Source organism: Pedococcus sp. P2_E5, assembly GCF_056403895.1.
Genome location: NZ_JBFUEP010000053.1, coordinates 17,886 through 30,118, shown reverse-complemented (window position 1 = coordinate 30,118; position 12,233 = coordinate 17,886). Strand labels below are relative to the sequence as shown.

Here is a 12,233-nt window from a genome sequence, read left to right as displayed (position 1 = left end):
AAACACGCCGGGGATCCCCGGCGTGTTTACATCGACCGGGGCGTAGGGGGTGATCCTCGGTCAGGTGGCGTCGTCGTCGAAGGGCGTCGGCCTGGCAGCGTCGTGTCCGCCCGTGCTCGTCGAGTAGGTCGGACCGGAGCCGTCTGGCTGGACCGGCGTCGGGTCGAGCAACGCTTCGCGGACGATCCGGCGGGGGTCGTACTGACGGGGGTCGTACTGCCGCCAGTCGATGTCGTCGAACTCCGGCCCCATCTGCTCGCGCAGCTGACCCTTGGCGCCCTCGGCCATGCTGCGGGCCTGACGCACGAACTGCGCCAGCTTCGAGGCGTACTCGGGCAGTCGTTCCGGGCCGAGGATCACCACGGCCAGCACGATCAGCGCGATGAACTCCCAGCCGTTGACGCCCGCCATGCCAGCCCCTGCCGCTACTTGCCCGAGCCGGACAACGTGAGTGTGACGCTGATCGTCTCACTCCCGCGGCGGACCTTCATCGAGACGTCGTCGCCGACGCTCTTGGCGCGGATCGCCACGACGAGGTCGTCGGGGTCGGTCACCCGTCGCCCGTCGAACTCGATGATGACGTCCCCTGCCTTGATCCCCGCCTTGCCTGCCGGGCCGTCGGGGTCGACCGGCGGACCGCTGTCGTTGCTCGGCTTCGCCAGGATGCGCACGCCGTCACCGGTGAACTCGCGGTCGAGCACGACACCGATCACCGGGTGCTGCGCCGAGCCGGTCTTGATGAGCTGTTCGGCCGTCTTGAGGACCTGGTCGCTCGGGATCGAGAACCCGACACCGATGTTGCCCGACTGGGTGTCGGTGGTTCCGGGGATCCGCGCGATGGCCGAGTTCACGCCGATGACCTCGCCGGACATGTTGAGCAGTGGTCCACCGCTGTTGCCGGGGTTGATCGCCGCGTCGGTCTGGATGGCGTTGATGAAGGACTGCTGGTTGCCGTCCCCGCCGGGGCTGACGGGGCGGTTGAGCGCGCTGACGATGCCGCTGGTGACGCTGGACTCGAGGCCGAGCGGCGCACCGACGGCGATGACCTGGTCCCCCACGACGACGTCCTTGGACGAGCCGATCACCAGCGGCACGAGGTCGGTGCGGTTGGTCTTGAGCACCGCCAGGTCGTAGGACCCGTCGCGACCGGCGATCGTCGCGTCGATCTCGGTGCCGTTGGACAGCTCGACCTTGATGATGCCCCCGCTGGCCGCGCTGGCCACCACGTGGTTGTTGGTGATGATGTGGCCGTCCCGGTCGAGCACGAACCCCGAGCCGGTGCCGCCGTCGGCGCCGCCGACCTTGATGGTCACGACGCTGGGCAGTGCCTTGGCCGCGATGTTGGCGATGGAGCCCTCCGGCCGTGACGTGGCACCGGCGCCTGCCCGTGGGATCGAGGACGGCGCGCGGTCCAGCGAGCCGAAGTCCACGCGCCCCGTCGCCCCGAGCCACCCACCGAACACGCCACCGAGCCCGGCCGCGACCAGGGCCGAGACCGCAGCCACAGCGACCAGGGCGCCCCACCCGGGGCCCTTCTGCTGGGGGGCCGTCGGCTCTGCTGGATGGTGACCGACCCACGGTGCCGGCTGGCCGGCATACCCCGCATCGGCGGTGGAGGCGGAGATCGGGTCCCAGCCCGCGCCCGCGGAGGAGGCCTGCGCGCTCGGCTCGCTCGAGGGGTATGCCGTGGGGCCTGCGGGTGCCTGGTGTGCCGAGGCCTCGCCCGGCCAGCCGGTCGGCTCAGCGGCCCAGACCGGGTCGACGTGGGCAGGTTCGGACAAGGCAGGCTCGGAAGGCGACGGTGCAGGCGCGGGCTGGAGTTCCTGGGTGTGCGCCAGGTCGACCGGCTGGGTGTGTGCACCGGCGGCCCGTCCCGGGGGCGCCCAAGGGTCCCAGACGGACTCGCCCAGCGGGTCCGGAGCGGACTGACGGGGGTCGGCGGAGAGCGGCTGGTCGGGGCCTGCCGGGTCTCGCTCGTCGCTCATGGAGACGATTGTGCCGAACGACCGCGACCGGTGCCCACGGCGGGTGCCACGGAGGTCGCGGCCGGAGTGCCGCCGAGCCCGGGAACGGTGAACGAGGCGGTGGCGAAACCCGGAGTCGCGGGCCGGGCGCGTTGCACCGCTGGAGCGACCGTCGGGGTGGTCGGGGCCAGGCCACCGGTCACCACCAGGCTCAGGGCCGCGGCGGCCGTGGCCCCGGCTGCGAGACCCGCGTAGACGGTCGCCCGACCGGCCGAGCGGTGCTGGGCCGGGGCCCCTCGGTCGACGACCCGCACGGGCGCCACCGGGATGGGCGGGAGCACCGGACCGGGCGTCAGCGCCGAGCCGTCAGGCGCGCGACCCGGGGTCTGGGTGCCGAGGGCGAGCAACATGCCGCGCAGGTCACCGGGAACGGCGGAACCGAGCGAGGACCGGAGGGCCATCAGCACGCGCCGCTCCTCGTCGACAGCTCCCCGGCAGCACTGACAGGCGACGATGTGGCGGTCCCACCGCAGCAGGGTCGCGTCGTCCATGGCGCGGTCGGCGTAGGCCGTCAGCTGGTCGCCGAGACACCGGCCGCGTCCCCCTGTGAGGGCCGCACCCGGCATACCTGCCCACATCGGGCGGCTCATCGCGATCCGTGCACCGCCCGGCCGAGCACCGGCATGCGGCGCTTGGCGACGGGCGCGCGGTCGGCGTCCACCGCGGGGCGGGCGAGGGTGGGGTCGCGGTGGGCGAGGGCTTCGCGCAGCTGGGCCCGGCCGCGGTGGATGCGCGAGCGCACCGTCCCGAGCTTGACGCCGAGCGTGGCGGCGATCTCCTCGTAGGACAGTCCCTCGATGTCGCACAGCACGACGGCGGCGCGGAAGTCCGGGGACAGGGCGTCGAGCGCTCGCTGCACGTCGTCGTCGAAGTGGGTCGCGTCGAACGCCGCCTCGGGCCCCGCCTCACGGGTGGGCAGGCGGGCGGCGGACTCGTCGGAGAGGGCGTCGAAGCGGATCCGCTGCTTGCGACGCATCTTGTCGAGGAAGACGTTGGTCGTGATGCGGTGCAGCCAGCCCTCGAAGGTGCCGGGCTGGTAGCTGTGCAGCGACCGGAAGACGCGGATGAACACGTCGTGGGTCAGGTCTTCGGCGTCGTGTGGGTTGCCGGTGAGGCGGTAGGCCAGCCGGTAGACGCGCGCGGAGTGCTGCTCGACGATCTCCTCCCACGTCGGGGGCACCCACGCGGGGGCCTCCTGGACGTCCCCCTGGGCATCCTGTCGGGCCGAACCGATCGTGTCGGTCGCGGTCACGTCCCTCACCTCCGTCGGGCGCCTGGCGGCGCACACACCCTGCATTCGGTCCAGACGACCGAACGGCTTGCATCGTTCCCCAACAACCTGAGCGTTTCCTGTATGCCGCGTGCCCGGTTCGTCGTGCTTGCGGCAGTAGGGTTTGCCGCATGAGCGCACAGAAGCCGGCCAGCTGGGCCTACGCCGAGGACTTCGTCACCGAGAACGAGGTCATCGAGTCCGCTCGGCGCCGCGGCGAGGAGCTGGGTGCCGTGCCGGTCGGCAACGGTGCCGGGGTGCTGCTGCGCCTGCTGGCGGCCGCCGTGAAGGCGAAGTCGGTCGTGGAGGTGGGCACCGGTGCCGGCACGTCAGGTCTGTGGTTGCTCCAGGGCATGCCGGAGGACGGGGTCCTCACGACGATCGACGTCGAGGCCGAGCACCAGGGCGTGGCCAGGAAGGCCTACGCCGAGGCGGGGATCGCCCACCAGCGCACCCGCGTCATCACCGGCCGGGCTCTCGACGTACTTCCCCGGATGACCGACGGCGCCTACGACATGGTCGTCATCGACGGCGACAAGGTGGAGTACCCCGAGTACGTCAGCCACGGGATCCGCCTGCTGCGTTCCGGCGGCGTTCTCGTGCTCGACAACATGCTGTGGCACGACAAGGTGGCCGACCCGGCGGCGCGCGACCAGCAGACCTCGGTGCTGGAACTACCGGATTTCCGGTAGTTCCACTTCCAACAAAAGCGGGGTGCGAGGTGGGTCAGGCGGTGCCGGGACCGGGGCCGCGACGGAACCGACCGGGGCCCTCGGCGATGGCCACGACCTCGAACGGCTCGATGAGGGTCGGGGAGGACCCGATGATGCCGCTGCCCGCGGACTCGGCCGCCGTCGCGGTGAACTCGCGCTGGAAGTCGTCGCGGTAGACCTTCTCGTCGAAGACGTAGGTGCCCTCGAACCACTTGCCCTCGACCATCCGCCAGGTCTTGAAGGCGAGCCCGTCCAGGAACATGAACTTCGCCATCGACGTGCCCACGACGTAGTCACGCAGCTCCTGGGCGACGCCGTCGGGTGCGGTCTCCAGGGACCACCTCACGCTCAGGCCGTATCCCGCGTTCATGACATCTCCTCCAGCCAGGTGAGCAGCAGGCGGGCACCGAAGCCCGTCCCGCCCTTGGTGAGGAGTCCGCGGTCGACGTCGGAGCGACCCACCCCGGCGATGTCGAGATGTGCCCAGCGTCGCGCACCCACGAACTCGCGCAGGAACAATGCTGCCGAGATCGAGCCGCCGCCGCCTCCGATGCCCGCGATGTGGTTGATGTCGGCCACGTCGCTGTCCAGGTTCGGTCGGTAGTCCTCCACGAGCGGCATCGGCCACAGCAGCTCCCCGGTCGCCTCGCCGGCCCCGACGAGGGCGCGGGTGACGGCGTCGTCCGTGCCGTAGACCGGCGCCATGGAGCGGCCGAGGGCGACCCGCGCGGCGCCGGTGAGCGTCGCGATGTCGAGCAGCACGGAGGGGTTGAGCCGCAGGTCGGCGTAGGCGAGGGCGTCGGCCATCACGATCCGCCCCTCGGCGTCGGTGTTGCCGATCTCGACGGTGCGTCCGCCGTACTGCGTGATGACGTCCGAGGGACGGTATGCCGCGCCGCCGACGCCGTTCTCGGCCAGCGCCAGCAGGCCGGTCACCTTCACGGGCACTGCCAGCTCGCGGCAGGCCGCGAGCACGGCGAGGACGACGCCTGCGCCACTCATGTCCGTCTTCATGGCGAGCATGCCCTCGGCGGGCTTGATGTCGAGCCCACCGGTGTCGAAGGTGATTCCCTTGCCCACCAAGACGATTCGAGGCGTCCTGGCGGTGGCGCCCTGGGGCGCGTAGTCGAGCTGGACCAGTCGGGGCGGCGACGCGGAGGCGGCGCCGACGGCCAGCAGGCCGCCGAATCCCTCGGCGCGCAGCTCACGCTCGGACCACACCTGCACGTCGAGGCCGGCCCGCCCTGCGAGGGTCCGGGCCTGGGCGGCGAGCCACGCGGGGTTCTTGATGTTGGACGGGACCACGGCGAGGTTGCGGGCCAGCATCGTGGCTCGGGCGCGGACGACGGAGTGCCTTACCGAGGGCTCGTCATAGGAGCCGACGAGCGCGATCTCCCCCGCCGGACCGGTCGCGGGCTCGGCGTCGTCAGCCACCCATCGCGGGCTGGAGTAGCCACCGAGCGCGAGTCCCTCCGCGAACGCCGACTGCGCACCACGGGCGCCGCCGCTGCCGACGGTGGTCACGAGGGAGGCGTGCCCCTTGCCGGCTCGCCCCAGGGCGGCACCGGCCGTCCGCAGGTCCGACGCCGTGGCGTCGCCGACTCCCACGAGCAGGACCGTCCGGGCCGGTCGCTCCCCCGGAACGAGCGGGATCCGCGTGATCGAACCGGCCCCGGACTTGGGTTCGTGGGCAGCCACCACGTCACCGGCGTCGAGGCCTACCAGGGCCAGGGCCTTCGCGCTGGCCCCCGTCGACGCCAGGCCACCACCGGGAACCGGCAGCGCCAGCAGCAGGTCGGTGGGGTCGAGGTCCGCGAGGACGTCGGCCAGGGGTTCGGCAGAGAGGGTCCAGGCGCTGGAGGCGGGGTCGAGCAGTTCGGGTGCACGCACGGACCCGACCCTATCCACCTTGCCCCGAGCACCCGGCATACCCCCGGACGCGCGAGGACCCCCGTCGGTCACTGCCGATGGGGGTCCTCGAAACGTGCGGTGAAGGCTACTTGAGGCCCTCGCAGTTGGTGATCGCGTCTCCGAGCGCGCGAACCTCGTCGGGGGTCATCTCGACCACGAGCCGGCCGCCACCCTCGAGCGGCATGCGCAGCACGATGCCCCGACCTTCCTTGGTCACCTCGAGCGGGCCGTCGCCGGTCCTCGGCTTCATTGCCGCCATGAGTGTCCCTTCCGTTTGGCGTGGTCTGCTGCTGGCCACGCGGATCCACGCCAGTGCTTGTGATCATCCCCGCGCGCGCCAGATTTGCTCCATTATCCCGTGAACCCGCTCACAGGCGAAATCCGGGTCGGACGACGGTCCGGCAGGATGGCGCCCATGAGCGACACCTCCGACACAGCGGACACCAACCCCGCCACCAGCGACAACACCACCGGCGACGCCGGCGCCGACGCGAGCCCCCCGCCGCAGTCCCTCGTCCTCGTCGAGCGGGACGGCGCGGTGGCCACGGTGCGGCTCAATCGCCCCGACGCGATGAACTCGCTCGACATCGCCACCAAGGAAGCGCTGGTCACCGCCCTGACCGACGTCGCCGAGGACCCCACCGTGCGGTGCGTGGTGCTGACCGGCAGCGGTCGCGCGTTCTGCGTGGGGCAGGACCTGCGCGAGCACATCACCTTCCTGCAGCGCGACGACCCGGCACTGTGGGACACCGTCGCCAAGCACTACAACCCGATCGTCGAGCTCCTCGCGACCATGGACAAGCCGGTCATCGCGGCGGTCAACGGCGTGGCCGCGGGAGCGGGGGCCGGCTTCGCGCTGGCAGCGGACTTCCGGGTGCTCGTGGACACGGCCGGCTTCAACCTGGCCTTCGCCGGCATCGCGTTGTCCTGCGACTCCGGGACCTCCTGGTCGCTGCAGCGGATCGTGGGCCCCGCCAGGGCCAAGGAGCTCCTGCTGCTGCCCCGCACGGTGCCGGCCGACGAGTGCCTGGCCCTGGGCCTGGTCACCAAGGTCGTGTCTGCCGAGGAGTTCGACGCGACAGTGAGCGCGCTGGCGACGACCCTGGCTGCCGGCCCCACGCTGGCCTACGGCTCCATCCGGAGGGCCGTCGCGTTCAGTGCGGGGCACGGGCTCACCGAGTCCCTCGCGCAGGAGGGCGAGTACATGACGCTGACCGGCGGGACCGCCGACCACCGCGCCGCTGTCGCGGCGTTCCTCGCCAAGGAGAAGCCGATCTTCACCGGCGAGTGAGCGTTCGCCCTACCCAGCACAGGTTCCTCGTTGGCGGACACGGTGCAACCTGTCCCTCATTGAGCAACCTTTGCTAGCAAAGGTTGCTCGGGTCACGGGCGAGTGAGTCAGGGTGGCGTGGACGCCCAGGGCGTGTAGGTCAGCAGCGTGCAGGTGAACCAGAAGAGCCCAACGAGCAGGACCACGCCCACCACGCCGACCCGGCGGCGCCAGTGGGTCACGATCTTGGCGCCGGTCGACGTGCGCATCGCCACCGAGGCCACCACTGCGGCGATCGGGAAGTCCAGCAGCAGGAAGCGCCACATGCTCGTGATCGGTCGCACCACTGCCAGCAGGTAGAGCGGGTAGGCCAGGGCCCACACCCGCAGCTCGACCGCCAGCCAGCGACCGTGCCGGCCCACGATGAGCGCGATGTAGGTGGCCACCAGCGAAACCAGGATGGTCACGCCGACCACGCCGTGACCCTCCCACGCCCAGGAGAGCCACAGCACGAAGGGACCGGACTCCGGCTTTTGTCCCCACGCCGCCTGCACGTCGAAGAACGCCATCGGCAGACCACTGATGAACCCCACGACGACTGGCCAGGCCAGGGACGAGACCCCGGTCGCCAGCAGCATCAGGGCCGCCGAGATGCGCTGGCCCCGCAGTGGGACCCCTCCGGCCACCCTGTCCTCGCGCCACCGCAGGACCAGATGGGCGATGGCCGCACACGCGATCGCGGGAGCCGCGGCACGGGTGAACCCGAGCGCGATCGTCAGCACCGCCACCCACGCGTAGCGACGTTGCATGAGCAGCAGCAGCGACCCGGCGATGAGCACTCCTGCCAGGGCTTCGGTGTACGGCATCACGAGGATGCCGGTCGCGGGATAGAGGCACCACAGGACGCCCGTGACCAGCGCGAGTCGTTCGCGGGCCGGCTGGGGGGACGCGTGCATGGCGTAGTTGAAGCACCGCCACACCAGCAGGGTGCAGCCGGCTCCGAGCACGAGGTTGAGCCCGACACCAGCCACCTCGAACGGCAGGCCGATGGCCATCAGGCCGCGCACCATCATGGGGAAGGCCGGGTAGAACGCCCAGGCGCTGTAGGTGAGCAGTCCGCTGTCAGGATCCGCCGGCAGTGGGACCGGGTAGCCCTGGGTCGCGACGCGCCGGTACCAGATGCTGTCCCAGCCGCCGAGGATGTCGCCGACGGTCGGGTCGAGGTGACCCACCCCCGCCGGCGTCTGGAACCACGTCGCCGCCACCCACATGGCGACGAACGCGAGCACCCGCGTCACGGCATACACGAGCAGCAGGAACACCACGGGGCGGCGTAGGGCCCACTGCCCCACGGCGCTGCGGCCCTGGGACGTCACCACGGCCCTCAGGCCGGTCGCGGTCACGGCGGGTAGTCCGACGGCGGGACGAACACGAGCAGCTTCCAGATCCACAGGACCTGTCCGGCGATGCCGAGGGCGACGAGGACGGCGGTGCGCGTCCACAACCACCGCGCCGAGCGCTCCACCCAGCCCCCTCCGAGGACCACCGCTGCCAGGGGGAAGAGGGGAAGGACATAGCGGAAGATGCTCGTGAAGGGGTCGAGGACGACAGCGAGGTATGCCGGGTAGGCCAGGCACCAGGCGCGCAGCTCCGGTCCCAGCCGCGTGGCCCAGGGACCGCACGTGAGCACGACGATGGTGGTGGCGAGGGCCGCAAGGGCGACCGGTCCGTAGACATCGCCTCCGTCGAAGTCGCGAAACACCCACTGAGACATTCCGAGCCACGGCTTGAACGGGGTGATCTCGCCCCCGACCCGCCAGGCGGCCATCGTGTCGGTGTAGGCGCTGCGCGACCCCGTGATCCGCCAGGCGATGACGGGCCAGGCCACCGCGCCGACGCCGGCGGTGACCAGGGCGAAGGCTCCGGCGGCGTACTCGCCGCCGTCGACGGGGTCGGCCGCCCGACGGCGCCACCGCAGCCAGAGCATCCACGCGACCACCACGGCGACGGGGACGGCAATCGGTCTGGTCAGGCCGACGAGCAGCGCGAGAGGTCCGGCGGCGAGCCAGTTCCGCCGCATCAAGGCCCACAGCCAGGCGCACAGGAGGAGCATCGCGAGCGACTCCGTGTAGGCCAGCTGCAGCGCGACCGCCGCCGGGAAGGCAGCCCAGACGGCGACCGTCGCGAGCGCCACCCGGTCGCCGACCCGCTCGGAGAGGAGCCTGCCCATGATGACGGCCGCCCCCAGTCCGCAGACCAGGGACAGGGAGGACGCCACGACAGGGAAGCCGAGCCCCGTGACGGACATGAGCATCCGGGACAGCAGGGGGAACAACGGGAAGAAGGCCCAGGCGTTCTGGGCGACGTGACCGCTCGCCGCGTCGACGGGCAGCGCGTGCGGATAGCCGTGCTCGGCGACGTAGCGATACCAGCTGCCGTCCCACAGCACCGTCATGTCGAGGGGTTCGACGGTCGGGCCGGTCCAGTCCGGCATGACGACCTGGTCGTGGCTCGCGAGCACGAGCAGCACGGCCGACACGGCTCGCAGCACGAGGTAGGTCAGCGCCACCCTCGCCGTGAGGGTGCGCATCACAGGTGTCCGCCCGCCCGGTGGCAGCCGACGAGGTGGTCGTCCACCAGCCCACAGGCCTGCATCGCGGCATACATCGTCGTGGGGCCGACGAAGACGAAGCCGGCCTTCTTCAAGGCCTTGGCGAGGGCCACCGACTCGGGCGAGGTGGCCCGCAGCTGCTCCGTCGTGGCCGGCGGGGTGTGCTGGTCGGGGGCGTGTGACCAGATGAGCTCGTCGAGCCCGCCGAGCTCGCGCAGCGCCAGCACCGCGCCGGCGTTGTGGATGGCGGCGTTGACCTTGAGGCGGTTGCGGACGATCCCGGTGTCGGCCATCAGGCGGGCGCGGTCGTCCTCCCCGAAGGACGCCACGAGCTCGGGGTCGAAGCCGGCGAAGGCCGATCGGAACCCCTCTCGCTTGCGCAGGATGGTGATCCAGGAGAGCCCCGACTGGAAGGCCTCCAGGGTCAGCCGCTCGTAGAGCGCCTGCTCGCCGTGGACCGGCACGCCCCACTCGGTGTCGTGGTAGGCGAGGTAGTCGGGCGTCGAGCCGGCCCACGAACACCGGGCCAGCCCGTCCTCACCCACCATGAGCCCGCTCACCGGTGACGTTCTTCCGCCCGCGCGACCATGGCGTCCACGGCCCGGCCGTAGAGCCAGACACTCGCCCGGAGCAGGAACGGCGCGAAGACACGCTTGAAGGGCAGCGGCCGCACGACGACGTCCTCACGCCAGTCCAGACGCGAACCCTCGCCTGCCGGTTCAACGCAGACCTCGGCCCAGCCGCCCAGCAACCGGCCCGTCTTGACGATCCGGAAGCGGCCCACCCCCTCGGCGTTCGGAGGCTCCCACGCGGTCACGAGCATGGAGTCGGAGAACCCGAAGCGGCCGACGCCGCTGAACCCCGCAAAACCCCAGCCCAGCCGCGGACCGCCCGCGTCCAACCGCATCTGGGTGAGCGGCATCCAGTCCCCGTATGCCGCGAAGTCGCTCACGACGTCCCACACGGTCGTGGGGGGCGCGGCACAGTGCCGGGTGAGGTGGAAGTCGGCCATGGGTCAGCGGCGGGGATCGCTGCCGGCCTCGAGCTCCGCGATCCTGCTCTGCAGCCGGTCGAGCACGGCATCCACCTGGTCCATGCGATAGCCGCGCAGGGCTGTGTCGAAACGGATGGCGGAGATCTCTCCGGAGCCGAACTCCTCGGAGAGGACCGGATCCGCCTGGGTCGTGGTCGCCTCCGCCAGGGGGTCGTAGCCCACGCGTCCCGCGACGAGAGCGGCGAACGCGCCGATGACCAGCACGCCGACGGCGATGAAGAAGACCCAGATCACGGGGCGATCGTCGCACGAACTCCTGACGACGACCTAGTCAGCCCGCCGTACCGAGGTCACGGACGTCCTCGGCGGCCTCGTCGGACCTCGCGATCGCGGTGCGCGTGAGCATCTCGACGAACTGCGGGACGTCCTCCGGCGTCAGGCGGAGGGTGGCGCGGCAGACGGTGTCCTGCCAGATCGACAGCACCACGCGGCCGGACTCCGGGTGACCGGAGATGCGCAGGGTGCGACCGGCGACGTCCCGACCGACGATGACGTCGCCATGTCGCGGCAGGGGCGAGATGGTCACGCCTCCATCATCGAGGGCGACAACCGTCCACGTCCACCCTCCGTTCACCTCGCCACTCGGGTGAGGTGGTGAGACGGATCGAGGTGGAGGCTACTCGGGGCGCTTGGGTACGACCGGCTCCTCGGCCTCGGTGACGATGCGGACGGCTTCGTCCACGTCGTCGGTCAGGTGCAGGAGGTCGATGTCCTTGGCGCTGACGGTGCCGGCGTCCAGGACGGTGCTGCGCAGCCAGTCGAACAGCCCGCCCCAGTACTCGGTGCCCATCAACACGATCGGGAACGACGTGACCTTCTGGGTCTGCACCAGGGTGACCGCCTCGAAGAGCTCGTCCAGCGTGCCGAAACCACCCGGCAGGACGATGAACCCCTGCGCGTACTTGACGAACATGGTCTTGCGGGCGAAGAAGTAGCGGAAGTTCACGCCGAGGTTGACGTACTCGTTCAGGCCCTGCTCGAACGGCAGCTCGATGCCCAGGCCGACCGAGGCGCCCCCGGCGTCGCGGGCACCCTTGTTGGCCGCCTCCATGGCGCCGGGCCCGCCGCCGGTGATCACGGCATACCCCTCCTCGACGAGGCGACGACCCACGTGGGCGCCCATCTCGTAGAAGGGGGTGCCGGGCTTGGTGCGGGCCGACCCGAACACGCTCACGGCGGGGCCGAGCTCCGCGAGGGCGCCGAACCCCTCGACGAACTCACTCTGGATCCTCATCACCCGCCACGGATCGGTGTGGACCCACTCACTCGAGCCCCCGCTGTCGAGCAGGCGCTGGTCCGTGGTCGACGCCGGGACCCGCGAACCCCGCAACGTCACCGGGCCGGTGTGGTAGTCGAACCCGGGGTAGTCGTGGTCGCGCT

Annotated in this window: 16 protein-coding genes; 2 read left to right on the top strand and 14 right to left on the bottom strand. The window is 71.2% G+C overall.

The features are described 5' to 3' along the window. Positions 1 to 60 precede the first annotated feature (60 nt). The 4 genes from AC1DVZ_RS16655 to sigE are packed head-to-tail and all read right to left on the bottom strand — an operon-like array spanning position 61 to position 3,276. Entirely contained in the window at positions 61 to 411 is a 351-nt protein-coding gene (locus AC1DVZ_RS16655; RefSeq protein ID WP_477619323.1) for a twin-arginine translocase TatA/TatE family subunit, read from the bottom strand. A 14-nt stretch (positions 412 to 425) separates the two neighbouring features. Beyond that, positions 426 to 1,985, bottom strand: coding sequence for a S1C family serine protease (locus tag AC1DVZ_RS16650; RefSeq protein WP_477619322.1), 1,560 nt, complete (start codon positions 1,983 to 1,985; stop codon positions 426 to 428). Beyond that, positions 1,982 to 2,614 carry an anti-sigma factor gene (locus tag AC1DVZ_RS16645; protein WP_477619321.1) on the bottom strand — a complete coding sequence of 211 codons (633 nt, stop codon included), beginning with the start codon at positions 2,612 to 2,614 and terminating at the stop codon, positions 1,982 to 1,984. The genes AC1DVZ_RS16650 and AC1DVZ_RS16645 overlap by 4 nt, the downstream gene beginning before the upstream one ends. Next, on the bottom strand, positions 2,611 to 3,276 hold the full coding sequence (gene sigE / locus AC1DVZ_RS16640; RefSeq protein WP_477619320.1) for an RNA polymerase sigma factor SigE: 666 nt from the start codon (positions 3,274 to 3,276) through the stop codon (positions 2,611 to 2,613). Before sigE ends, AC1DVZ_RS16645 begins: the two co-directional genes overlap by 4 nt. Positions 3,277 to 3,425: 149 nt before the next feature. Here sigE and AC1DVZ_RS16635 point away from each other — a divergent pair, with 149 nt between their 5' ends. Beyond that, complete coding sequence (locus tag AC1DVZ_RS16635; RefSeq protein ID WP_477619319.1) at positions 3,426 to 3,986, top strand: O-methyltransferase; 561 nt, start codon at positions 3,426 to 3,428, stop codon at positions 3,984 to 3,986. 34 nt (positions 3,987 to 4,020) lie between these two features. Here the strand turns inward: AC1DVZ_RS16635 and AC1DVZ_RS16630 are convergent, their stop codons facing one another. From AC1DVZ_RS16630 to AC1DVZ_RS16620, 3 genes are all read right to left on the bottom strand, one after another. Next, positions 4,021 to 4,377, bottom strand: a complete 357-nt coding sequence (locus AC1DVZ_RS16630) for a hypothetical protein (RefSeq protein WP_477619318.1) — start codon at positions 4,375 to 4,377, stop codon at positions 4,021 to 4,023. Then, positions 4,374 to 5,897 carry a leucyl aminopeptidase family protein gene (locus AC1DVZ_RS16625; protein WP_477619317.1) on the bottom strand — a complete coding sequence of 508 codons (1,524 nt, stop codon included), beginning with the start codon at positions 5,895 to 5,897 and terminating at the stop codon, positions 4,374 to 4,376. Before AC1DVZ_RS16625 ends, AC1DVZ_RS16630 begins: the two co-directional genes overlap by 4 nt. Before the next feature lie 106 nt (positions 5,898 to 6,003). Beyond that, positions 6,004 to 6,177 carry a DUF3117 domain-containing protein gene (locus AC1DVZ_RS16620; protein WP_082592686.1) on the bottom strand — a complete coding sequence of 58 codons (174 nt, stop codon included), beginning with the start codon at positions 6,175 to 6,177 and terminating at the stop codon, positions 6,004 to 6,006. A 156-nt stretch (positions 6,178 to 6,333) separates the two neighbouring features. Here AC1DVZ_RS16620 and AC1DVZ_RS16615 point away from each other — a divergent pair, with 156 nt between their 5' ends. After that, positions 6,334 to 7,209 carry an enoyl-CoA hydratase/isomerase family protein gene (locus AC1DVZ_RS16615; protein ID WP_477619316.1) on the top strand — a complete coding sequence of 292 codons (876 nt, stop codon included), beginning with the start codon at positions 6,334 to 6,336 and terminating at the stop codon, positions 7,207 to 7,209. A 107-nt stretch (positions 7,210 to 7,316) separates the two neighbouring features. On the opposite strand, the gene AC1DVZ_RS16610 is transcribed toward AC1DVZ_RS16615, so the two are convergent. From AC1DVZ_RS16610 to AC1DVZ_RS16580, 7 genes are all read right to left on the bottom strand, one after another. Beyond that, on the bottom strand, positions 7,317 to 8,591 hold the full coding sequence (locus AC1DVZ_RS16610) for a hypothetical protein (RefSeq protein ID WP_477619315.1): 1,275 nt from the start codon (positions 8,589 to 8,591) through the stop codon (positions 7,317 to 7,319). After that, positions 8,588 to 9,778, bottom strand: a complete 1,191-nt coding sequence (locus AC1DVZ_RS16605) for a hypothetical protein (protein WP_477619314.1) — start codon at positions 9,776 to 9,778, stop codon at positions 8,588 to 8,590. Before AC1DVZ_RS16605 ends, AC1DVZ_RS16610 begins: the two co-directional genes overlap by 4 nt. After that, positions 9,778 to 10,347: a DNA-3-methyladenine glycosylase I gene (locus AC1DVZ_RS16600; protein WP_477619325.1), complete on the bottom strand. Its 570-nt coding sequence runs from the start codon at positions 10,345 to 10,347 to the stop codon at positions 9,778 to 9,780. Before AC1DVZ_RS16600 ends, AC1DVZ_RS16605 begins: the two co-directional genes overlap by 1 nt. A gap of 8 nt (positions 10,348 to 10,355) precedes the next feature. Next, positions 10,356 to 10,811: an SRPBCC family protein gene (locus AC1DVZ_RS16595; RefSeq protein WP_477619313.1), complete on the bottom strand. Its 456-nt coding sequence runs from the start codon at positions 10,809 to 10,811 to the stop codon at positions 10,356 to 10,358. 3 nt (positions 10,812 to 10,814) lie between these two features. After that, positions 10,815 to 11,087: a DivIVA domain-containing protein gene (locus AC1DVZ_RS16590; protein ID WP_477619312.1), complete on the bottom strand. Its 273-nt coding sequence runs from the start codon at positions 11,085 to 11,087 to the stop codon at positions 10,815 to 10,817. A gap of 37 nt (positions 11,088 to 11,124) precedes the next feature. Beyond that, complete coding sequence (locus AC1DVZ_RS16585) at positions 11,125 to 11,379, bottom strand: hypothetical protein (RefSeq protein ID WP_477619311.1); 255 nt, start codon at positions 11,377 to 11,379, stop codon at positions 11,125 to 11,127. A 90-nt stretch (positions 11,380 to 11,469) separates the two neighbouring features. Then, complete coding sequence (locus AC1DVZ_RS16580; RefSeq protein WP_477619324.1) at positions 11,470 to 12,189, bottom strand: LOG family protein; 720 nt, start codon at positions 12,187 to 12,189, stop codon at positions 11,470 to 11,472. Positions 12,190 to 12,233 lie beyond the last annotated feature (44 nt).